Raw genomic sequence first — 22,046 nt, forward strand, 5'->3', positions numbered from 1 at the left:
GAGCTCCTGGCTGGCGACCTGTCGATGTCCTGGGCAAAGTATTTACATTACGCCATAAAAAAACCCGGTCAATGACCGGGTCTTGTTTTCGCGTACTGGTTCGGAATGTTGATGGCTCCGTTCACGACTGCTCGCGAGCAATGGCCCGATAAGCAATGTCCTTGCGATAGAAGGCTCCATCCCACTGGATTCGTGAGGCCAGCTCATAGGCACGTTTCTGGGCTTCGGTGACGGTCCTGCCCAGCGCCGTGGCGCAGAGTACGCGTCCGCCGTTGGTGACCACCTGATCGCCGTTGAGTCGGGTGCCGGCGTGAAACACTTTTTCGCCGTCGGTTTCAGTGTCCGGCAGCCCGGAGATGGCATCACCCTTATTGTAGCTGCCAGGGTATCCGCCCGCGGCCAGAACGATACCAACAGAGGCGCGGTCATCCCATTCGGACGGGCACTGGTCCAGCTTGCCATCAATGGCAGCGTCGCAGAGCTCGACCAGATCGGACTTCATCCGCAGCATGATCGGCTGGGTTTCCGGGTCCCCGAAGCGGCAGTTGAATTCGATGACTTTGGGTGCGCCATTGCCATCGATCATCAGGCCCGCATAAAGGAAGCCTTTGTAGGGATGGCCTTCAGCCGCCATGCCGCGCACGGTCGGGTAGATGACCTCATCCATGATGCGCTGATGGACATCGCCAGTCACCACGGGAGCAGGCGAGTAGGCGCCCATGCCGCCGGTGTTGGGGCCGGTATCGCCATCGCCGACGCGCTTGTGATCCTGGGAGGTGGCCATGGCCAAAACATTCTCGCCATCCACCATCACGATAAAGCTGGCTTCCTCGCCGTCGAGGAATTCTTCAATGACCACTCGGCTGCCGGCATCACCAAAGGCATTGCCTGCGAGCATGTCCCGGATTGCGTCTTCGGCTTCATCCAGCGTCATGGCAACGATCACGCCTTTGCCAGCGGCCAGGCCATCGGCCTTGACCACAATCGGTGCGCCCTGCTGGCGGACGTAGGCGAGGGCCTCGTCGACATCTGTGAAGTTGCCGTAGCCGGCGGTCGGGATCTTCTGGCGCGCCAGAAAATCCTTGGTGAAGGCTTTTGAGCCCTCGAGCTGGGCAGCACCCGCACTGGGGCCGAAGACCCGCAGGCCGCGCTGCTCGAACTTATCCACGATCCCGGCGACCAGCGGGGCCTCGGGGCCGACGATAGTCAGTCCCACATTATTGGTGGCCGCGAAGTTGGCCAGGCCTTCCAGGTCCATTACGTCGATATCGACGTTTTCCAGTCCGGCTTCCCGGGCTGTGCCGGCGTTACCGGGTGCCACGAAGACGCGATCTGCTTGTGGGGATTGCGCCGCTTTCCAGGCCAGGGCGTGTTCACGGCCGCCAGAGCCAATAACGAGAATATTCATGCTTGAAACCCCTTAATGCCGGAAATGGCGCATGCCGGTGAAGACCATGGCGATGCCGTGTTCGTTGGCTGCATCGATCACTTCCTGATCGCGCATGGAGCCGCCAGGTTGGATAACGGCGTTAATGCCAGCCGCGGCGGCGGCGTCGATACCGTCCCGGAACGGGAAGAAGGCATCGGAGGCCATGACCGAGCCTTTCACTTCCAGGCCTTCGTCGGCGGCCTTGATGCCAGCGATTTTTGCGCTGTAGACCCGGCTCATCTGGCCGGCGCCGACGCCAATGGTACGACCGGCCTTGGCATAGACAATGGCGTTGGACTTGACGTACTTGGCCACTTCCCAGGCAAACAGCAGGTCATTGAGTTCCTGCTCGGAGGGCTGGCGTTCGGTGACCACCTTGACATCTTCCATGGCGACCATGCCGAGATCCCGGTCTTGTACCAGGAGGCCACCGGTAACACGCTTGTAGTCCAGGGAGCGGGCACGGTCACCATCGAACTCACCGCAGGCCAGCAGGCGGACGTTCTTCTTGGCGGATACCAGTTCCACAGCTTCCGGAGCGACGGTGGGAGCGATGATCACTTCGACAAACTGGCGGTCGATAATGGCTTTGGCGGTTTCCGCATCAAGTTCCCGGTTGAAGGCAATGATGCCGCCGAACGCCGATGTGGGGTCGGTAGCGAAGGCCAGATCGTAGGCCTGCCGGATATCGGCTCCGATGGCAACACCGCAGGGATTGGCGTGCTTGACGATCACGCAGGCCGGATCCGCGAAGGGCTTGACGCATTCCAGGGCGGCATCAGTGTCGGCCACGTTGTTGTAGCTCAGTTCTTTACCTTGCAGCTGTCTGGCTGTGGCCACACAGGCTTCCTTCGGATTGCGCTCGGTGTAGAAAGCGGCTCGCTGGTGTGGATTCTCGCCGTAGCGCATATCCTGGACTTTCACGAACTGTGCGTTGAAGGTGCGTGGGAAGTCAGCATTGTCATTGTCCGGCGTGCGGCCGCCCAGATAGTTGGCAATGGCGCCATCATAGCCAGCCGTGTGTTCAAAGGCCTTGACCGCCAGATCGAAGCGGGTGCTGTAGCTCAGCTGACCCTCGTTGGCATCCAGCTCTTTCAGGACACGGCTGTAATCGGAGGCGTTCACCACGATGGCGACGTCGTTATGGTTCTTCGCCGCAGCGCGAACCATGGTGGGCCCACCGATATCGATGTTTTCAATGGCGGTTGGCAGATCACAGTCAGGGTTTGCCACCGTCGCCTCGAAGGGGTACAGATTGACCACGACCATGTCGATGGGGTTGATGCTGTGTTCGGTCATTATGGCGTCGTCGGTGCCCCGGCGACCAAGAATCCCGCCATGAATCTTCGGATGCAGGGTTTTGACGCGGCCATCCATCATCTCGGGAAAACCGGTGTAGTCAGAGACTTCCGTTACCGGAATGCTGTTTTCCTTCAGGAGCCGGTAGGTGCCACCGGTCGAGAGCAGCTCTACGCCGCGCTCGGTCAGGGCACGGCCGAAATCGACGATGCCGGTTTTATCACTCACGCTGATCAGTGCGCGACGGACGGAGGTGTTAGCCTGGTTTGCCATGGGTCACTTTCTTCGCTGGAGATGAACGAACAAGGGCCTCGCGAATTCGTGTCCGGGAGGCCCTCTTCAAATCAGGGTGTCTGGATTATAGCAGACCGTACTGCTTCAGCTTCTTGCGCAGGGTCCCGCGATTCAGGCCAAGCATGGTGGAGGCCTTGGTCTGGTTGTTGCGGGTGTATTTCATCACTTGTTCCAGCAACGGGGCTTCCACTTCTGAAAGCACCAGTTGGTAGACCTCGGTGACCGGAGCACCGTCCAGCTGGGCGAAGTAGTTTGTCAGGGCAACCTCAACGCTGTCGCGCAGGGTGACGCTGTTTCCGCTGCTGTTCACCGTCTGCAACTGATGAATATCATCGTTGGCCGGGGTGCTCAGGGTGTCATTTGCCAAAGTCTCAGCGCTCATGCTGCGAATACCTCTCCATTTCGTAAGCCGTCAAAATACTGTTGAATCGTGTCTCTCTGCTCCAGCGCATCGTCGATGGCGTTGAAGCGTTTGCGGAACTGTTTGCCCGGATCATGGGACTGCAGGTACCAGCCCACATGTTTTCTGGCAATGCGAACACCCATGGTTTCGCCATAGAAGGCATGCAATGCCTGCAGGTGCTCTGTCAGAATTTCTTCGACCTCATCGAGTTCAGCTGCCGGCAGGTGGCTGCCGGTCTCCAGGAAATGCCGGATCTCCCGGAAAATCCAGGGGCTGCCCTGGGCGGCGCGGCCAATCAGTAAGCCATCGGCACCGGTATGGCGAAGCACGTCCCTGGCCTTCTCAGGCGAGGTAATATCGCCATTGGCAAACACCGGGATGCCTATGCGCGACTTCACATCGGCGATGGTGTCGTACTCCGCGCTACCCTCATATTTATCCGCACGGGTCCGGCCGTGGATGGCGACGGCCTGAATACCGGCCTCTTCGGCCATCCGGGCAATGACCAGCGCGTTGCGGTTGTCCCGGTTCCAGCCGGTTCGCATTTTAAGGGTCACGGGAACATCCACTGCCTGGACCACTGCCTCCAGGATGTCCCGAACCAGGGCCTCATCTTTCATTAGCGCGGAGCCAGCGGCCTTGTTACAGACTTTCTTGGCCGGGCAGCCCATATTGATGTCGATGATCTGTGCACCGAACTCCGCATTCTGACGTGCGGCGTCGGCCAGCATTTGCGGGTCTCCGCCGGCGATCTGTACCGAGCGGGGCTCCGGTTCGCCTTCATGATTCAGGCGTGTCCGGGACTTGCGCGTATGCCAGAGTTTGCTGTCCGCTATGACCATCTCTGACACTGCCAGTCCGGCACCCAACCTCCGGCATAAAAGTCGGAACGGTCGGTCTGTCACGCCAGCCATCGGCGCAACAATCAGAGGGTTGGGCAAGGTGTACGGCCCGATTTTTGCCGTTGGCAGCATGATCTGAGTCCGTGTCACAGCGGGTTAAGCAAAGGTCGGCTCTGGGTCGTTGTTCAATAAGTAACCGACCCAGCATCCGAAGGGCGGTAATGATACCGCCGGGTGGGCTGTGATTGAAGGGGCTGGGCGTTGAAAAAACTGATTATTTTTCGCCCTGTCTGGTTGACTTTTGTTCTATGCGATGCCCGTAGTCAATGCTTGTCGAGTAAACGCTCGCTTACCGCATTAAGGACTGTCCGGGCGGAACAGGATGTTGTAGTTAACCGCGTCCCGGCCGGGGTCCCGGATATTGATGGCAATTCGCACGGGGGTGTCCGTTGGCATGGCGTCCAGTTCCCTGCCGGCTCCGGAAAGGTATTCATCCGGCGTAAACAGGCTCTGGGCAACCACGTCGCCGTTCAGGTTGGAGAAGGTCAGGGCAATGGCAGGAAAGGGCTGTTCGAAATCGGCACGGTTGATGATCACCGCATCGACTACCAGTTGCGAGCGATTGTCCGGGTTGGTCCGAACCACGAGCTTCCGGCTTTGTATGGCTTCGACATTGATCAGGGGGTTGAGCTCACAGCCGGCCAGTTCACAGCCCTTCTCGTAAAACGGGCGCAATTCAGGGATAGCTGAAAGACGGTCGAACTGGAACCAGGTGACCTGCGCAATCAGAACGCCTATCAAGCCCAATACGATAAAGCTCCAGATCATGGTTCTGATTCCGCTGCTTCCGGAATCGACGGCAATGGGATCACGCCGCAGGTCCCGGAAGGGGGGCTCGGCGTGAAAGGTGTCCGCTGGCCGATCCGGTTCATCCAGATCGAAACCGGATTCATCCACATAGTCATTGAATGGATCGGTATCTTGGTCGGACTGACGGTCATTGGAAGAGGGGGCTTCGATATGCTCGAACACGGGCTCTTCTTCAAAACCTAGCTCATAGTCGGGTTCCGGTCTGGCTTCCGGCTCCGGCTCCGGCTCGGGTTCTTCTGGTGCCGGTTCCTCAGGCTCTGGTTCAGAAATCGGTTCGGGGGGCTCGACAGCCGAGGGTTTCTCGGGCGTAAACTCGTCATCCTGCAGAATGGCTTCGGCCCAGCTTTCATCGATCTTCTCACCGGCGTTTTCGGTATCAGTGTCTTCGAAGACCGCTTCATCACGTTCATCAAAGTTGCGGAAACTGTCACTGAGTTCATCGTCGGAGAAGGTGAGCTTTGTGCCTTCGTAACGCCCTTCGGCCGCATCCTCTTCGGGGTTGTCGGCAAAGACGAAATCCTCTTCGCTAAGGCCGGAGCCTGAGGTGTCCGATGACGAGGAGTCTGCGGGCTTTGGCTGGGTTTGGGACGCCTGTGTTCGTCCACCTTCGCCGGGGATAACCTGGTGTTCAATGGCATTGAACACCTTCATGCAGTTCCCGCAGCGCACTTTGCCCTTGGCAATACCAAGCTGTTCTTCGGTTACCCGGAAGCGGGTCTGGCAATTGGGGCACTGGGTCTGCAAGCTGCTCTGGGTCATGCTTCTTCCTGAAAGCGAGGAGGCTACGAGTGTCCGAGTTTAGATGTTAAGACCGAGTTCGTCACCTGTCGTTGCGCCGTCCTGTGAGGCGTATCCACTCTTCCCGCTGTTCAGGCTCGTCCATTACGAACCAGGGTTCGTAGGCGGCCATCACTTCTCTGGCCTGACTGGACAGTATGCCAGACAGCACCAGGTCACCCCCGGTTCTGGTCCGGGATGCCAGATGCGGAGCCAGGCTGATAAGAGGCTGGGCCAGGATGTTGGCGAGCATGATGTCGGCTTTGGTCTCGGGTTCGTTGTCTGGCAGAAACAGATCCAGCTTGCTGTCTTTGACACCATTACGCCGGGCATTCTCCCGGCTGGCTTCGAGAGCCTGGGGGTCTGTATCGACGCCAATGACATGGTCCGCGCCAAGCAGCAGTGCCGCCAGACCAAGAATGCCGGAGCCGCAACCGTAATCGATGACCTGCTTGCGCTCGGGGTTCTGGCCATCCAGCCACTCCAGGCACAGGGCCGTCGTCGGATGGGTACCGGTACCGAAAGCCAGGCCAGGATCCAGCATCAGATTGGCTGCGTCAGGGTCCGGAGCATCGTGCCAGCTGGGCACAATCCAGAGCCGTTCTCCGAATTTCAGGGGATGGAAATCGTCCATCCAGGCCCGCTCCCAGTCCTTATCCTCAACCAGCGTAACGTCGATGTCCGACAGTGCCTGCTGGGTTTGCTGATGCCAGGCGTTCCGGATATCGGCACACAACTGTTCGATGTCGCGACCGGATTCAAACAATCCGGTCACAGTGGTCTGGCTCCAGAGAGGGGTGGTGCCGGGGTCAGGTTCATACAGGGGCTGGTCGGCAGCATCTTCCATAGAGACGGCGTCAGAGCCCATCTCCATGAGCAAATCTTCCAGCTGATCCGCATTGTCCGGATCAGCCGGGATCTGGAGTTGTATCCAGGGCATGATTAATCCCGCATCAGTTTCTCAAGGTAGTGGATGGTGAAGTCTACCTGTTTAAAGCCACCATCGCGTACCAATTTCCGATGCAGAGGCTGATTGGTTTTAATTCCTTCAACCACCAGTTCATCCAATGCATTTTTCATTCGGCGCCGTGCGATATCCCTGTCATCGCCCCAGGTGATCAATTTTGCCACCAGGGAATCGTAGTAAGGAGGAACTGTGTAACCGCTGTACAGGTGCGAATCGACCCTGACGCCGTTGCCGCCGGGAGCATGGAAATGCTTGACCTTGCCTGGGCTGGGAACAAAGGTTTTCGGGTCTTCCGCATTAATCCGGCACTCCATGGCGTGCCCGGAAATGCGGATGTCATCCTGCGAATATTGCAGCGGCAGGCCGCTGGCAATGCGCAGCTGCTCACGGACGATGTCAACGCCGGTGACCATTTCGGAGACTGGGTGCTCTACCTGGACCCGGGTATTCATTTCAATGAAATAGAATTCGCCGTCCTGGTACAGGAATTCGAAGGTGCCAGCGCCCACATAGCCGATTTCCTTGCAGGCATCGGTACAGGCTTTCAGGGTGCGTTCCCGGGATTCCGGGTTGATATCCGGTGCCGGGGCTTCTTCGATCACCTTCTGGTTCCGACGCTGCATAGAGCAGTCACGGTCGCCAAGATGAATGCAGTTGCCGTGCATGTCGGCCAGTACCTGTACTTCGACATGACGTGGGGTTTCCAGGAATTTCTCAAGGTAAACCGTCGGGTCGCCGAACGCGTTCTTGGCCTCAGTCTGGGTGATCTGGACACCTTTCAGCAGCGCGGCTTCCGAATGAACAACCTGCATTCCGCGACCGCCGCCGCCGGATGCGGCCTTGATCATGACGGGGTAGCCAATTTCCCGGGCAATCCGCAACGTCCGCTCTTCATCGTCATCAAGAGGGCCATCCGAGCCAGGCACGGTAGGCACGCCGGCCTTGATCATGGCATTGATGGCCGACACTTTATTGCCCATCAGGCGAATGGTGTCGGCCTTCGGGCCGATGAAGCGAAAGCCGCTTTTTTCCACCTGTTCGGCGAAATCGGCGTTCTCTGCAAGGAAACCGTAGCCGGGGTGAATACCCACAGAGTCGGTCACTTCTGCGGCGCTGATGATGGTCGGGATATTCAGGTAGCTGTCGGTCGGGCTGTTCGGGCCAATACAGACGGATTCATCGGCGAGACGCACGTGCATAAGGTCTCGATCGACCTGGGAATGCACTGCCACGGTCTTGATGCCCAGCTCCTTGCAGGCACGCAGTATCCGGAGGGCAATTTCACCCCGGTTTGCGATCAGAACTTTTTCTAACATGGCCATGAGTAGCTATCACCGTGTTCAGGAAATGACGACCAGGGGCTGGTCAAACTCAACCGGCTGGCCATTTTCGACCAGGATGTCCTGGATTGTGCCGCTCTTGTCGGCTTCAATCTGGTTCATCATCTTCATGGCTTCCACGATGCAGATGACGTCACCCACATTGACGGTCTGGCCCACTTCCACAAACGCCTTGGCGGTGGGCGAGGGTGAGCGGTAGAACGTGCCGACCATGGGTGACTTCACGGCGTGTCCGGAAGGCGCTTCTGGCGCTTCAGCGGCCGGGGCAGGTGCCGCGGGAGCCGGCGCTGGTTGCTGAGCAGGCGCTGGCGCCGGATAGTGACTTACATATTGTGCGCCGGCTGCCGGCTCGCGACGGCGGGAGATGCGTACCGAGTCGTCGGCCTCGTGAATCTCCAGCTCTTCGACGTCAGATTCCTCGAGCAGCTCGATCAGTTTCTTGATTTTGCGAATATCCATAGTCAGTCCAGTCCCGTTTTGTCAGGTCTATCGATGAATGCGTTTCAGGGCCGCAAGGAGTGCGAGGTCGTACCCCTGGCTGCCGAGTCCACAGATAACGCCTTCGGCGATATCCGAGAAATAGGAGTGATGCCGGAACGGTTCCCGTGCATGCACGTTGGAAAGGTGCACTTCAATAAACGGAATTCCCGAAGCCAGCATGGCATCCCGAAGAGCTACGCTGGTATGGGTGAAAGCCGCGGGATTGATAATGATAAAATCCACGCCCTCCGCCCGGGCTTCGTGAACCCGGTCAATCAGTTCGTATTCAGCGTTTGATTGCAGGTGCAGAAGATGGTGACCATGCTCTGCTGCCTGTGAGCGCAATCGGTCGTCAATGTCCGCCAGTGTCTCGAATCCATAGACCTCCGGCTCGCGTGTACCGAGCATGTTGAGGTTAGGGCCATGGAGCACGAGGATTGTCGACATGGTTCTGTCTGCCTTGATGTCTTTTTACAGGATCGCCGAAGTTAACGGCAGTTTCCGTCAATGGTGCGTGCTTGTTTTGTTCAGATCAACACTTTTTGATCATCGTCCCTGTTGTCATTTAGTCGTAAAAAGCCGGCAAATGAACGGAAACGAACCCCTCTCGCTGATGACAATCATTGTCGTGAACGGCGTTCCGAACTTCTATACGACGTTGGTTTCATAAAAGGTAGCAGTCAGGCCGGCTCTGAGCCATGTCCGCCGACAAATTGTCGGGAGAGTTATCGAGGGTCGAGCGGGTCAGGTTGGCCCGGAATCAGGTGTCGGCGAGCGTTACGCAGTTGCGGCCAAGTTCCTTGGACGCGTAAAGCGCCCGATCCGCCCTTTCGCATAATACCTGGGAGTTGCCGCCGTCCCAGGCCGCGATTCCGCAGCTGAAGGTCACGTTAAATTCCCGGTCGCCGGCCGGTTGCTGCAGTTCAGAGAACCGCTCCCGGATTTCGTTCAGAACGTTACGGGCGTCGCTAGGCCGGGTATTGGGCAGGATAATGGCAAATTCCTCGCCGCCATACCGGCCGATGTGATCGGTCTTTCGCAGGCGTTGCTTGAGGAACATGGACAGGCTTCGTAACACCCGGTCGCCGATGGGATGGCCAAAGGTGTCGTTCACCTTTTTGAAGTAGTCGATATCAATCATTGCAAAGCACAGAGACTGGCTTTTTTGCTGTGCCCGGACGATTTCCTGGTCAAGAAGGTGGAGCGTGTGGGTGTGGTTAAACAAACCGGTCAGGCTGTCGCGGATCATCAGCGCCAGCAGCGAACGGGCACGCCGTCCACGGTTGTGTATGGTGGCAATCAGGTGCTTCGGATCGATCGGTTTGGTGAGAAAGTCGTCGCCCCCGAGGCTCATGGCATGGAGCTGTTTGCTGACGTCTTCTTCTGCCGAAAGGTAAATGATCGGCACGCTGTGGAATCGGTCCTGCTGGCGGATCACCCGGGCGATTTCCATGCCCGTGCAGCCGGGCATATACATGTCCAGGATAATGATCTCTGGGGAGAACTCTTCCAGGGCGTGGATGATCTGCATTGGATCGGTAATGATGTGAGCGGACATGCCCGCCTTCTTCAGTACCGTCTCCATGTATTTCGCCTGCGCGCGCGAGTCATCGAGCACCAGCACCTTGTAGGGTTCTACTGTGTTGCCATGTGTGTAGGTTTCTATCTTTTCGATGAGCTGGCCGGGATCTACCGCTGGATAGAAGAACTCTTCTCCCCCGCATCGGGAAGCCTGCAGGCGGGTTTCGATAGAGCCGTCCTCATCGCTCATGAAGATGATGGGGATAGGGGTATCGTGGCGATCCTGTAATTGCTCAATGGTGGTGATGCCGGCATTGGGAGTGCCACCGAAATTGACATCCACCAGGATGGTTTCCGGTTTATGGAGGCCGCAGGCCTCTGTCAGCTCTTCCGCACTGGGAAACGCTGAGGCCCGGAAGCCGAAAAACTCCAGTTGTCTGATCAGGCGGCCTGCCATTTCCTGGTTGGCGAGAGCGATGTAAACCGGCGTGCGACGAAACTGATGTGGTGCCTCTGAGCTGTTGAGATCGGTTCTGCGCAGTGTGCTCTGAGACAGGGTTTCAATGGCGTCCTGCAATTGCCGCTCAAGGCTTTCGTTCAGTGCCCGGCCCGGTTCCCACTGTTGTATGAGTTTCAGGGTGGTCTGCCCGGCCTTCGCGTGTCCATCCATTTCAAAGCGTTGGGCGTAGCGCACGAGCTTGTCCGCGGCGGCGGCAAATTCGTCACGATGGGCCGCGGCCTTGTCGCGGTCTTCGTGTATTTTCTGCCAGGTATCCAGAACAACCCGGGCCTGGGTCGTTACACGGCGGGCAAAGTGCTGCCTGAGTTTTTCTTTCTGGCTTTCATCGTTCATGTTGCTCGGGCCTGTCCCTTTTCGTTGTTGGTCGTCGTTCCCCGGTGCGGACGATTTTCAACTGTAGTCCTGTTTCTGAGTCTATAGTGTTTAACGTTGCCGGCGTAGGCCGTGCTTTGTAAATGTTTGTCAACTCTGCGGTACAGGTCACAATCATGTGGTCGGCTGGTTCACAGCCAATCTCAAGAATTTCGTAACGGCATGGAAGCAGGTCCCGGGAACGCCGAAACAGAAGTGTGTGGTAGTCCGTCGCGCAATGCGCCTGCGGGTGATCCTCCAGCGGTGTTGTTGCACAGGTCCTCGGCGTAAATGTGTTTGCCGCAGGAGTGGAAACCGCGGCGCTATCCTCGGTACTCTGTAAACTGGGTATTGGCGGAGCCATGGGTTACCATCTGGGCTGGCCGTTTGCTGCTGATAATTCAAAGACAGGGGATCAAGAGTCATATGCCAGGCAAAATCAGACAGTACTTCAGGGACAAGAAAGACGATGTTCAGGATTATTCCGGCGGCGGTGTGATTGGCAAGCTGGTTCTGGCGCTGATTGTGGTCTATTTGCTGGTGGCACTTGTGCTGGGCATGATCTGGAGCAGTGAGCCTGACACCTTTTCTGTGCGCGAGCATACCCGCTCGGTTGCCAATACCATGGAAAGGGAGCCTATCACCGGTTTTGCCACAACGGTCACCATGATCCGCATTGCGGAAACCCTGTTGGACAAACCTGGCGGCTACATTTCCAACGACATTTTTCCGCCGGGACTCTGGCTGGATAACATGCCGAATTGGGAATACGGCGTGCTGGTCCAGTTGCGTGACCTTTCTCGGGCCATGCGCAAAGATGTCAGTCGATCCCAGAGCCAGTCAGCGGAAGACAAGGATCTGATTATTGCCGAGCCCCAGTTCCATTTTGACAGCGAGAGCTGGGCAATTCCGTCGACCGAAGCTGAGTATCGACGCGGCATCACTGCTTTAAAACGCTATCTGGACCGGTTGTCGGATCCTCAGCAGGCCGACGCCCAGTTTTTTGCTCGTGCCGATAACCTGGGTAACTGGCTTGCGGACCTGGAGACTCGGCTCGGAAGTCTGTCGCGCACCCTTGGTGAAAGCGTCGGCAAGGCTTCGGTAGCAGATACCGTTGAGAGTGCGGGTGATCAGGATCCGCTGGCTGAGAGCGCCGCGGGCGAAGATGTGAAAACCGCCTGGACGAAAATCGACGATGTTTTCTATGAAGCTCGCGGTAGTTCCTGGGCGCTTCTGCACATCTTCAGGGCAATCGAAGTGGATTTCCGGAAAGTGCTGCAGGACAAGAACGCCATGGCCAGCGTGAGGCAGGTGATCATCGAGTTGGAAGGTGCCCAGGGCGACATGTGGAGCCCCGTTATCCTCAACGGCAGTGGTTTTGGTGTGCTGGCGAACCATTCGTTGACTATGGCAGCTTACCTTTCCCGGGCTAACTCTGCGATCAGTGATATGCGGGATCTGCTGTCTCGGGGCTAATGACAGAGCACTGATTCCAGAAACAAAAAACCGGGCGTAGAGCCCGGTTTTTTTGTGCCCTCGAAAGAGAGGCTTAGCCTTTGTAGGCGTTTACGGAGTCCACAATAGCCTTCTTGGCGGCTTCGGCATTGTCCCAGCCTTGCACCTTGACCCATTTGCCTGGTTCAAGTGTCTTGTAGTTCTCGAAGAAGTGCTGGATCTGGTTGCGAAGCAGTTCCGGCAGATCGTCGATTTCTTTTACGTCGTGGTAGGTGGTGGTCAGCTTGTCATGGGGAACCGCAACCAGCTTGGCATCACCACCGGCTTCGTCTTCCATATTCAGGATACCCACCGGACGGCACCGAATCACTGAGCCTGCCTGGATCGGGTAGGGGGTGACAACCAGCACGTCCAGCGGGTCACCGTCATCAGCCAGAGTGTGCGGGATGAAGCCATAGTTGGCCGGATAGAACATGGGGGTGGCCATGAAGCGGTCTACCAGCAGAGCGCCCATGTCTTTGTCCAGCTCGTACTTTACGGGTGAACTGTTGGCCGGAATTTCGATAGCAACGTAGATGTCTTCAGGCGGGTTCTTGCCTGCGGGGATGTTGTCGAATTGCATGTGCGATCCTTCCTGGTACGTTAAGGTACGTTTAACTGCGGTTAAAAAGTGGGCGCAATTATACGGGAGTCTCCTGCAGTTCGAAACTAAACCTTGGTCGTTGAATTCAGGGCGGGCCGCTATAGTTTTATCTGCTTGGCAATAAGCTCCTTCATGATCTCGGTGGTGCCGCCACCGATGGAGAGGATTTTGGCGTCCCGATACAGACGCTCGACTACGGTTTCCCGCATATACCCCATACCGCCGAGCAGTTGTACCGCTTCCCGGGTGACTTTTTCGCAGACATCCACCGAGAAGTTCTTGGCCATAGCCACCTCCTTGATGGGGTTCTTGCCGGCCTGCATGAGTGCCGCGCAGCGGTAGGTGTATTCGCGGGCCACATCGATCTGGGTGGCCATATCTACCAGTTTGTGGCGGGTTATCTGGAACCCTGTGAGGTTGCGCCCGAACGCCTTTCGTTGCTGGGTGTATTCCAGTGCCTGCTCGTAGGCGAGCTGGGCAGTCATGTAGGCCATGATGGCCAGGCTGAGTCGTTCAAACAGAAAGTTGCTCATGATGGCAATGAAGCCGGCGTTTTCGGCGCCAATCAGACGGTTTGCAGGAACCCGGCAGTCCTCGAAGAAAAGTTCTGCGGTATCGCTGGCCCACCAGCCCATTTTCTTCAGTTTTTTACCGGTGGAGAAGCCGGGCATGTCCCGATCGATCAATAGCAGACTGATGCCGCCATGGCTTTCGCCACCGGTGCGTACGGCAACGGTGTAGTGGTCGGCGCGCATACCGCTGGTGATGAAGGTTTTGCTGCCGTTGACGAGGTAATGATCGCCGTTCCTGACCGCCCGGGTTTTCAGGTTGGCAACATCGGAACCTCCTCCAGGTTCGGTTACGGCGAGCGCGGCGATCTTTTCGCCTCGCAGAACCGGCGGCACGATCTGTTCCCGGATGTCTTTTTTTGCCCACCGGGCAACTGGCGGCAGCCCAATATCCAGGGAGCCTAGGCCGGCGACCAGGCCGCCGGAGGTGGAGCGCATCAACTCTTCGGAAACCGCCACTTTCATAAAGATGTCGCCTTCTCCGATGCCTCCCAATGCCTCGGGGAAGCCAATGCCCAGCAGGCCCGCGTCGCCTGCTTTCTTGTAGAGATCTCGGGGAAATTCTCCTGCTTCCTCCCAGGCTTCAATGTTCGGCAGAACCTGGGTTTCGATGAACTTGCGGGCGGTCGCACGGACGTGCTCGTGGGTTTCGTTGAAGTAGTCGGACACTGGGAAGCTCCCTCTGATCGGAATCAATGCAAAGCAGTGTCACTCAAATACCGGCACCAAGCAAGCGCTTGGTTTTGTGCCAGTCAGGCAATAAAAAAGCTGGCCTGTGGGCCAGCTTGGAAAATCGGTAAACGGCGGATGTTGGTCAGGCGCTTTCGCTGGGGATGCTTTTGACGCCGTCCTTGGTGCCAAGTAACAGCAGGTCTGCGCGTCGGCGAGCGAACAGGCCGTTGGTGACCACGCCGACGATGTTGTTGAGCTGCTCCTCCACGCGGATCGGCTGAGAGATATCCATGTTGTGGACATCGATAATGATGTTGCCATTGTCGGTGACGACCCCTTCCCGGTATACCGGATCGCCGCCAAGCTTCACGATTTCCCGGCCAACATGGCTGCGCGCCATGGGGATTACTTCTACCGGCAAGGGGAATGTGCCCAGAACGCCCACCATCTTGGATTCGTCGGCGATGCAGATAAACGTCTTGGCAACCGCGGCCACGATCTTCTCCCGCGTTAGTGCGGCACCACCACCCTTGATCAGTTCCAGTCGCTCGTTGGATTCGTCGGCACCATCCACGTAGAACTCCAGCGTACCCGCGCTGTTGAGGTCATAGACCGGGATACCATGGCTTTTCAGGCGCTCGGCGGTTGCCTCGGAACTGGCAACGGCACCGTCGAATTCGGTTTTCAGTCCGGCCAGCATGTCGATAAAGAAATTGGCGGTGCTCCCCGTGCCCACGCCAATCACGCTCTCGCTATCAAGGCGGGGGGCAATGTAGTCAATGGCAGCTTGGGCGACGGCTTTTTTCAGTTCGTCCTGGGTCATGGGAGGCTCCGGGTGCAAATCAGGTTGAATTTGCGCGCATTATAGCGCCTAAGAGCTGTCTGCTTATAGACGGCTGCCGTGCAAACTTTCTACACTGTCGGTTTTTCCCAGCCAGTTATCAATCACACATCAACCAAAAGCCGGAACTGCTATGCCGCAACGCTACATCAAGAAGATTCTCGATGCGCGCGTCTATGACGTGGCCATCGAAACACCCCTGACTGAAGCTCGTAGTCTGTCCAAGCGCTTTGGCAACAATATTCTGCTCAAGCGTGAAGATCTTCAGCCGGTGTTTTCCTTCAAGATTCGCGGTGCCTACAACCGGATTGCGCAGCTCTCTGAGGAACAGAAAGCCAAGGGCGTAATCTGTGCTTCTGCCGGTAATCACGCCCAGGGTGTCGCCCTGGCAGCCAAGAAACTGGGTATCAAGGCGGTGATTGTCATGCCGCAGACGACGCCAGAGATCAAGGTGCGTTCGGTGCGTGATCACGGTGCCAGGGTGGTTCTCAAGGGCGATGCCTTCGATGAGGCGGCTACCCACGCGCAGGAGTTGATTGAGAAGCACGGCTATACCTACATTCCACCGTACGATGATCCCGATGTCATTGCCGGTCAGGGTACGGTGGCTATGGAAATCATGTGGCAGTTCAGTAAGCCGATCCACGCGATCTTTATCTGTGTGGGTGGTGGCGGGCTGATTGCCGGCATGGCGGCCTATATCAAGTATCTGCGTCCGGAAATCAAGGTGATCGGCGTTGAACCGGAAGATTCTAACTGCCTGCAGGCTGCCATGAAGGCGGGCAAGCGGGTGGTGCTGGACGAAGTGGGTATCTTTGCCGACGGTGTGGCGGTCAAGCAGATTGGCAAGCACCCCTGGGATATCTGCAAGGATCATGTGGACGAGGTGATCACTGTTTCCACCGACGAAATCTGCGCTGCTATCAAGGATGTGTTCGAGGATACCCGCTCTATCGCCGAGCCGGCTGGTGCGCTGGGCGTGGCAGGTATCAAGAAATACATCGAGCGGGAAAAGGTTGAGGGCGAAAACCTGATTGCCACCCTGAGTGGTGCCAACATGAACTTCGACCGCCTGCGTTATATTTCCGAGCGCACAGAAGTAGGCGAGAAGCGCGAGGCGATCCTGGCGGTGACCATTCCGGAAAAGCCGGGTGCGTTCAAGACCTTCATCAATGCTCTGCACAAACGCAGTATTACCGAGTTCAACTACCGGTATGCCGATGCTGCCAGCGCCACAATTTTTGTTGGCATCCAGATTGCTGCGGGCGGCCATGGGCGTGATGATCTGGTTCAGGATCTGCGGGAAAACGGGTACTCGGTGGTTGACCTCACCGACAGCGACGTAGCCAAACAGCACATTCGCCACATGGTGGGCGGGCACGCGCCCACGATCACCAATGAGAAGGTCTTCCAGTTCGAGTTTCCGGAGCGCCCGGGAGCATTGCTGAAGTTCCTGATGTCATTGGGGACCCGCTGGAATATCTCCATGTTTCACTATCGGAATCATGGTGCAGCATACAGTCGTGTTCTTCTGGGCGCGCAGGTTGATGACGATGAAGTAAAGGACTTTGAGGCAATGCTTGATAAGGTCGGCTTCCGCTACGAGAACATGACGGACAATGAGGCCTATCAGCTGTTTTTGGGGCAGGGGAGCGCTAGTTCGAGTTAAGGCGGATTGAGCCGGGCTCTGAGTGTAGGCCTGGCTTCAAGCTTACCGAACTTTAATCTGTAAAAAATTGTAAAGGCAGAGATAGCTGTTAGTCTTTCTTCTGATTCTTGATTTCAGTAATAGCTCACTGATTTCCTAATCTTTTTAAAACCGAATCTTGAGGAACTGAAGCCATGGGCGGCAAGCCTGACATCATCAAAGCCATTTTGCTGATTTTTTCCATCGGCCTTGTGATAACCGGTTTCGCATCCATCCACGCTTCTGAAAGTAAAAGCGCCAGGGTAAGCAGCCTTGTCGGTTCTGTTCAGGTTATGAATCAGCCGTTGAACCGGTAGCGCCGTTTATCAGTTACCACGCTGTGCAGGGGCACGTCCCAGGGCTCTACCGGCAGCTTTTTTACCTTCTGGAAATCATGGGCAAGGCCGATCAGTTTCGGGGCGAGTCTTGGCCGTGTCCGGCTGAAGGCAAAGGTCCTGTCGTAGAAGCCGCCGCCCATTCCCAGTCTTCCGCCCTGTTCGTCAAATCCCACCAATGGAAATAATACCGCATCCAGTGCCCAGGCCGGGCGCCGCAAGCCTTTACTGAACGCTGGCTCCGGGATACCGAAACGGTTAGCCGTGAGCTCCGTACCATCGCGGTAGGGGCTGAACACCAGCCTTCCTTCATGAATCGGGTGCAGTACCGGCAGGTAGAAGTGAATACCTTTGCGACGGGCGATATCCAGGTAGGTGTGAGGATTGATCTCACCATCATTGGGCAGATAGATGGCAATGTGCCGGGCGCGGTGCAAGTCGGGGTTTTTGAGCAGGTTCAGGGCCAGGTGCTCGGCAGCCTCTTCCTGTTGCTCGAAGCTCAATGCACGGCGATGCCGGCGCAGGTGTCTGCGAAGTTCACTGCGTGAAAGGGTGTCCGGATGGGATTGAAACGGTTGAGGCTCGATCAACTGGCTCAAAATAAAGCTTCCCGGGCTGCCGTTATCGGATGTGGCCCTTGAACCCAGAGTTCAAGGTCGGTGGCCGCTGTGACATATTAGGCTTTCCCCTGTCGGGGACATGCTCACAATGCCCTGAAGTAGCCACCTGGGTAGTGCGCATCGGCTCGAGGACGTATCCGACCTAGCGAACAGCCCAGGAAGTTGATTCCATTATACGGGTAGGGTCGGGGCCGATTGCAACACCTGTCTGACATTCTCTGCGGATTTACTGGCCAGAACCGTCGCCGAGGGCGCCGTCGAGCTTATTGTCCATGGCCCGCAATAACGTGCTGGTAGCATCTGACATGGTGTCTCGTTCGAGCAGTTCATGGGTAATATTCAGAGCAGCCATAACGGCAATGCGCTCGGTGCCGAAGACCTTGCCGCTGGCGCGAATCTCCCGCATCTTGTTGTCCAGGTGTCTGGCGGCCCGGAGCAAGGCTTCCTGTTCTTCCTCCGGACAGGCGACTAGATATTCCTTGTCGAGGATTTTTACCTCAACCGTGGTGGATTGCTGTGCCATCAGTGATGCTCCAGGGCCCTAAGGCGGCTGATCATGGCTTCGATCTTATGCTTCGCGTGATCGTTTTTCTGCACCAGCTGGGCCCGTTCCCGGTTCCAGTCATCCTGCAGTTCCCGCAACGTGGCGTTGTCCCGCTCAAGTTTCTGACAGCGGTCGATCAGCCTGTCCAGCTTGTCCGCTAATGCCTGTACTTCGGACTGTTCCATGACGTGCCCAGCAGTGGTTTTAGGTAGTGTCGACTAACTATAAGTGTCGACGCTAAGTCGGTCAATTTACAGGCTTGTCATTGCGATGCCTGTCACTGATCCGCGGCCTCGCCGAATCCGAGCCGGCGGCTCTGCCGCCAGGTGTTAAACGCTGGTATCAGTGCCACCGCAAGGGCAGCCACCGGCACCGAGCCCAGTAGTGCCCATTCCGTGGATGTCAGGGGGCGCAGGGTGATCTGCAGGCCGTAGTTCGCCAATAGCCAGGGGCTTGCCAGAAAGATTCCTGCTGTTCCGATAGCCAGAGCCAACAGGCAGGCGACCACTGCAAGGGCTACACACTCCAGAATATAGAGCGAAGCGATCAGTGCCGGGGAAGCACCGGTTGCGCGTAAAACTGCAATCTCATGGGCGCGTTGAGTCTGGAGCGTAAGAAGAACCGCGATCAGACCGATCAGACTGGTAATCACCACAAAACCGGTGATGCCAAGCAACGCCCGCTCAAACTGGCCCATCAGGCGCCAGAGTTCGCTCAGGGCAACACCTGGAAGTATCGCTGATAACGGCTCTCCGGCGAACTGATTGATCTCCCGTTGCAGACGAAAGGTCAGTACCTTTCGTTCAATGCCGACAAATGCGGCGGTAATGGCGTCGGGTGTGAATTTCCGGCCTTCTGCCTGCTCCCGGGTCAGAGTCCGGCCCGGTATGGCCACACCGGATTCCCAACCCACATGCATGGCTTCCATGCCATCCAGGCTTATATACACGGCCTGGTCTACCGGTGTGCCCGTGGGCTCTAATACGCCAGTGACCGTAAAGGGTGTGTCCTCGTGGTTGGAGAAGCTGGTTCGTCCGCCGCCGTGGGACAACACGATGTCTTCTCCGGTCTGGTGCCCAAGCGATCGGGCGACACCGGCCCCCAGGACCACATCAAAGACGCTCGCAAACCATTGTCCTTTGGCCAACTCCAGCGGCACATCCTGGCCGTAGCGGAAATGGGCCAGAAAGTTTTCATCGGTTGCGACGACCCGGTAACCCCGGTAGCTGTCTCCCAGGGAGATCGGGATCAACCATTTAAGGCGGCTATCGTCCTTCAGGCTCTGGTAAGTCGACCAGCGAATGTTATTGGTGGCATCGCCAATATGAAACACGGTGTACAGAAGCAGGTTCAGTTGGCCGCTGCGGGCGCCGACGATCAGGTCGGTACCGCTGATGGTACTGGTGAAGGACTGTTTGACCTCGGTGCGCAGATACTGGATGCCCAGAAGCAGGGAAACGCTCAGGGTCAGGGTCAGGCATACCAGAGCCAGTACTTTTTTGCGGTGCCAGAGGCTGGCAAATGCCAGTGACAGGGCGAGTCTTGCTTTCATGTCCGGTTACCCCGCAGTTCAAGCTGACGGCCAAAATGATGGGCCAGGGACTGGTCGTGACTGACGAAGAGGACCGAGGTGTGGTGGCGGTGTGCCAGATTCAACAAAAGTTCGAGGAAGCGGTCCCGGTTGTCCGCATCCAGTGCCGAGGTCGGTTCATCTGCGAGGATGAGCCCGGGGGCACCTATCAGCGCCCGGGCGGCAGCGATTCGCTGTTGCTGGCCGATGCTGAGCCTCGTCACTTTGCGATGCCAGTGATCTTCAGGGATCGAGAGGGCGTTGAGCAGTTGCTCGGCTTCGGCTGAGACCGAGGGTTCGCTGCGCTTGCTGCGCAGAGGCGACAGCCCGCAGGGCAGGGTAACGTTGGCCAGAGTGTTCAGGTAGGGCACCAGGTTGAACTGCTGGAAGATCACGCCCATGTGGTCGGCCCGGAACTGGTCACGGGCGCTGGCGCCAAGCCTGTGGATGTCCGTCCCCAGTACCTGGACAGAGCCGCTTGCCGGGCGAAGCATGCCGGCGAGAAGGCTCAGCAGGGTGCTTTTTCCGCTGCCACTTGGGCCGTGCAGGAACAGATGTTCGCCCCGTTTCAGAGTGATGTCCGGAAAGGCGAGGATGTCCTGTTGTGGGTGCCAGGAGAAGCCCAGGTCACGGGTGTCAATGGCAGTTTCTGTCCGCCGGGAACTGTTGTTGTCTGAGCCTGTCATGCTGGTCATGTTGGTTGCTGTCTACGCGGTGTATGATGGCGTTTTCCCGAATTCAGTCTCAGGAGTATTTGATCCGATGATTCTTGTCCCGGCACGTTGGCGCTCTGCGCAGCCTCTTTTCATGGTGCTTGCTCTGGTGCTCTTGCTTCCCGTGACAGGCCGGGCCGAAACCCGGGATATTGACTGGCTTGAGTTGATGCCGGCCGAGGATCTTGCTCTGCTGGAGAATATGCCAGAGATTGAGCATGAGGGCGATGGTCCGCCGCTTCTGCCGGACGAGATCATGACAGGCCGGGTTGTGCCGGAAATGGGTGACGTAGAAGGCCGTATCCCCGGGTTTGTCGTTCCCCTGAAAACGACCCGGGATATGCGTATCCTGGAGTTTTTCCTGGTGCCATACTACGGGGCCTGCATTCACGTGCCGCCGCCACCTCCGAATCAGATTATTCACGTCAAATATAAAGAAGGCTTTACCCTGGAGGCTCTGTACGATCCGGTCTGGATTGAAGGCAAACTGGTTATAGATCGCACAGAGACTGCCATTGGCACGTCTTCTTATTCCATGGTTGCAACTGACGTTGAGCCATACGACGAATAGCTGAGCAGCAGTCCCGTACGCGCCGTTATTCGGCGCCTAAGCTGACACTGGTCTCACCGTGGTTCAGGCGTCCGGAACCCTGACCTCCTGACCAGACCCACTCGACGTTAAGGTGCTCAATCTCGGGGAAACGCTCTGTGAGTGGCGTTGAGAGTGCGTCAGAAACATTCAGGTTTGGGCAAGTCAGGGTCTGGGTGACTTCGATATCCGAGTGAGAGCTTTCGTCTTTGTGGTCATGCTCGTGCTCGTGCTCGTGCTCGTGCTCGTGCTCGTGCTCATGTTCATGCTCATGCTCATGTTCATCCTCGTGGTCATCCCCGCCTGCCTGATGATGCACCTGCGCACTGACGACGGTACAGCCGGCTTCTGGTGTATTCACCAGGGGCGTCTCTCCGAGCCAGTGGGTGGTTTCATTAACCAGCGTTTTTTGGTCCTCTGAGCGGGCACGGTGTTCGAATCCCAGAAGGTTGTAGGCCGGAGAGGTGAACACAAGATCGATCTGATTCTGGTCAATTGCAAATTGCAGCTCGGCATGTCCGTGCTGGTGTGCGCCCGGGTTATCGCTGGCGGACACGGAGCCGACTGTCAGAAGGGTGGCGGCCAGGATGGCACCCGATAGTTTTGATGGGGTCATGGTCTCGTCTCTGTGCAAAAAAGATATGTTATAACATAGTGTTCAGTTCCCGGATAAAAATCAACAGGCAGTGCCTTGGCAGCCCCTGAATGCTAGGAT

At 57.1% G+C, this 22,046-nt stretch carries 23 protein-coding genes and 1 other RNA gene; 4 read left to right on the top strand and 20 right to left on the bottom strand.

What is annotated here, in order from left to right:
• Window positions 1-121 precede the first annotated feature (121 nt).
• From purD to KO499_RS05985, 10 genes are all read right to left on the bottom strand, one after another.
• Window positions 122-1,408, bottom strand: coding sequence for a phosphoribosylamine--glycine ligase (gene purD, locus KO499_RS05940; RefSeq protein WP_215982777.1), 1,287 nt, complete (start codon window positions 1,406-1,408; stop codon window positions 122-124).
• A gap of 12 nt (window positions 1,409-1,420) precedes the next feature.
• Window positions 1,421-3,001, bottom strand: coding sequence for a bifunctional phosphoribosylaminoimidazolecarboxamide formyltransferase/IMP cyclohydrolase (gene purH, locus KO499_RS05945; RefSeq protein ID WP_215982778.1), 1,581 nt, complete (start codon window positions 2,999-3,001; stop codon window positions 1,421-1,423).
• A gap of 85 nt (window positions 3,002-3,086) precedes the next feature.
• On the bottom strand, window positions 3,087-3,404 hold the full coding sequence (gene fis / locus KO499_RS05950) for a DNA-binding transcriptional regulator Fis (protein WP_215982779.1): 318 nt from the start codon (window positions 3,402-3,404) through the stop codon (window positions 3,087-3,089).
• Window positions 3,401-4,399 carry a tRNA dihydrouridine synthase DusB gene (dusB, locus tag KO499_RS05955; RefSeq protein ID WP_215982780.1) on the bottom strand — a complete coding sequence of 333 codons (999 nt, stop codon included), beginning with the start codon at window positions 4,397-4,399 and terminating at the stop codon, window positions 3,401-3,403. The genes fis and dusB overlap by 4 nt, the downstream gene beginning before the upstream one ends.
• A 225-nt stretch (window positions 4,400-4,624) precedes the next feature.
• Window positions 4,625-5,896 carry a DUF3426 domain-containing protein gene (locus KO499_RS05960; protein WP_215982781.1) on the bottom strand — a complete coding sequence of 424 codons (1,272 nt, stop codon included), beginning with the start codon at window positions 5,894-5,896 and terminating at the stop codon, window positions 4,625-4,627.
• A 61-nt stretch (window positions 5,897-5,957) separates the two neighbouring features.
• The gene (gene prmA / locus KO499_RS05965; RefSeq protein ID WP_215982782.1) at window positions 5,958-6,854 is read right to left on the bottom strand and encodes a 50S ribosomal protein L11 methyltransferase; all 897 of its coding nucleotides are present in this window, start codon (window positions 6,852-6,854) and stop codon (window positions 5,958-5,960) included.
• Window positions 6,855-6,856: 2 nt separating this feature from the next.
• Window positions 6,857-8,203: an acetyl-CoA carboxylase biotin carboxylase subunit gene (gene accC / locus KO499_RS05970; RefSeq protein WP_228339765.1), complete on the bottom strand. Its 1,347-nt coding sequence runs from the start codon at window positions 8,201-8,203 to the stop codon at window positions 6,857-6,859.
• An 18-nt stretch (window positions 8,204-8,221) separates the two neighbouring features.
• Complete coding sequence (gene accB / locus KO499_RS05975) at window positions 8,222-8,680, bottom strand: acetyl-CoA carboxylase biotin carboxyl carrier protein (RefSeq protein WP_215982783.1); 459 nt, start codon at window positions 8,678-8,680, stop codon at window positions 8,222-8,224.
• Window positions 8,681-8,707: 27 nt separating this feature from the next.
• Entirely contained in the window at window positions 8,708-9,148 is a 441-nt protein-coding gene (aroQ, locus tag KO499_RS05980) for a type II 3-dehydroquinate dehydratase (RefSeq protein ID WP_215982784.1), read from the bottom strand.
• A 313-nt stretch (window positions 9,149-9,461) separates the two neighbouring features.
• A complete protein-coding gene (locus tag KO499_RS05985; protein WP_215982785.1) occupies window positions 9,462-11,075 on the bottom strand; it encodes a diguanylate cyclase in 1,614 nt (537 codons plus the stop codon).
• Window positions 11,076-11,519: 444 nt separating this feature from the next.
• Here KO499_RS05985 and KO499_RS05990 point away from each other — a divergent pair, with 444 nt between their 5' ends.
• Entirely contained in the window at window positions 11,520-12,569 is a 1,050-nt protein-coding gene (locus KO499_RS05990) for a DUF2333 family protein (protein ID WP_215982786.1), read from the top strand.
• 73 nt (window positions 12,570-12,642) lie between these two features.
• On the opposite strand, the gene ppa is transcribed toward KO499_RS05990, so the two are convergent.
• The 3 genes from ppa to rpiA form a co-directional block, all read right to left on the bottom strand.
• A complete protein-coding gene (gene ppa / locus KO499_RS05995) occupies window positions 12,643-13,170 on the bottom strand; it encodes an inorganic diphosphatase (RefSeq protein ID WP_215982787.1) in 528 nt (175 codons plus the stop codon).
• A 119-nt stretch (window positions 13,171-13,289) separates the two neighbouring features.
• Window positions 13,290-14,429, bottom strand: a complete 1,140-nt coding sequence (locus tag KO499_RS06000; protein ID WP_215982788.1) for an acyl-CoA dehydrogenase family protein — start codon at window positions 14,427-14,429, stop codon at window positions 13,290-13,292.
• A gap of 145 nt (window positions 14,430-14,574) precedes the next feature.
• On the bottom strand, window positions 14,575-15,255 hold the full coding sequence (rpiA, locus tag KO499_RS06005; protein WP_215982789.1) for a ribose-5-phosphate isomerase RpiA: 681 nt from the start codon (window positions 15,253-15,255) through the stop codon (window positions 14,575-14,577).
• 121 nt (window positions 15,256-15,376) lie between these two features.
• Here rpiA and ilvA point away from each other — a divergent pair, with 121 nt between their 5' ends.
• Complete coding sequence (gene ilvA / locus KO499_RS06010; RefSeq protein ID WP_323133333.1) at window positions 15,377-16,942, top strand: threonine ammonia-lyase, biosynthetic; 1,566 nt, start codon at window positions 15,377-15,379, stop codon at window positions 16,940-16,942.
• A 173-nt stretch (window positions 16,943-17,115) separates the two neighbouring features.
• Window positions 17,116-17,277 (top strand): hypothetical protein, encoded by a 162-nt coding sequence (locus KO499_RS06015; protein WP_215982791.1) that lies wholly within the window; start codon window positions 17,116-17,118, stop codon window positions 17,275-17,277.
• On the opposite strand, the gene KO499_RS06020 is transcribed toward KO499_RS06015, so the two are convergent.
• From KO499_RS06020 to KO499_RS06045, 6 genes are all read right to left on the bottom strand, one after another.
• Window positions 17,259-17,894: a 5-formyltetrahydrofolate cyclo-ligase gene (locus KO499_RS06020; RefSeq protein WP_215982792.1), complete on the bottom strand. Its 636-nt coding sequence runs from the start codon at window positions 17,892-17,894 to the stop codon at window positions 17,259-17,261. The two genes, KO499_RS06015 and KO499_RS06020, sit on opposite strands and share 19 nt — an antisense overlap.
• A gap of 4 nt (window positions 17,895-17,898) precedes the next feature.
• Window positions 17,899-18,079, bottom strand: a non-coding RNA gene (ssrS, locus tag KO499_RS06025) — 6S RNA.
• A gap of 62 nt (window positions 18,080-18,141) precedes the next feature.
• Complete coding sequence (locus KO499_RS06030) at window positions 18,142-18,438, bottom strand: cell division protein ZapA (RefSeq protein ID WP_215982793.1); 297 nt, start codon at window positions 18,436-18,438, stop codon at window positions 18,142-18,144.
• Window positions 18,438-18,644, bottom strand: coding sequence for a TIGR02449 family protein (locus KO499_RS06035; protein ID WP_215982794.1), 207 nt, complete (start codon window positions 18,642-18,644; stop codon window positions 18,438-18,440). Before KO499_RS06035 ends, KO499_RS06030 begins: the two co-directional genes overlap by 1 nt.
• A gap of 92 nt (window positions 18,645-18,736) precedes the next feature.
• On the bottom strand, window positions 18,737-20,011 hold the full coding sequence (locus tag KO499_RS06040) for an ABC transporter permease (protein ID WP_215982795.1): 1,275 nt from the start codon (window positions 20,009-20,011) through the stop codon (window positions 18,737-18,739).
• Window positions 20,008-20,724 (bottom strand): ABC transporter ATP-binding protein, encoded by a 717-nt coding sequence (locus tag KO499_RS06045; RefSeq protein WP_215982796.1) that lies wholly within the window; start codon window positions 20,722-20,724, stop codon window positions 20,008-20,010. Before KO499_RS06045 ends, KO499_RS06040 begins: the two co-directional genes overlap by 4 nt.
• Before the next feature lie 112 nt (window positions 20,725-20,836).
• Here KO499_RS06045 and KO499_RS06050 point away from each other — a divergent pair, with 112 nt between their 5' ends.
• Window positions 20,837-21,313: a DUF3299 domain-containing protein gene (locus tag KO499_RS06050; RefSeq protein WP_416240385.1), complete on the top strand. Its 477-nt coding sequence runs from the start codon at window positions 20,837-20,839 to the stop codon at window positions 21,311-21,313.
• A 25-nt stretch (window positions 21,314-21,338) separates the two neighbouring features.
• On the opposite strand, the gene KO499_RS06055 is transcribed toward KO499_RS06050, so the two are convergent.
• Entirely contained in the window at window positions 21,339-21,947 is a 609-nt protein-coding gene (locus KO499_RS06055) for a ZrgA family zinc uptake protein (protein ID WP_215982797.1), read from the bottom strand.
• Between the last annotated feature and the right edge of the window lie 99 nt (window positions 21,948-22,046).

Source organism: Marinobacter sp. F3R08 (assembly GCF_018860425.1).
In the GTDB taxonomy this organism is placed as follows: Bacteria; Pseudomonadota; Gammaproteobacteria; order Pseudomonadales; family Oleiphilaceae; genus Marinobacter.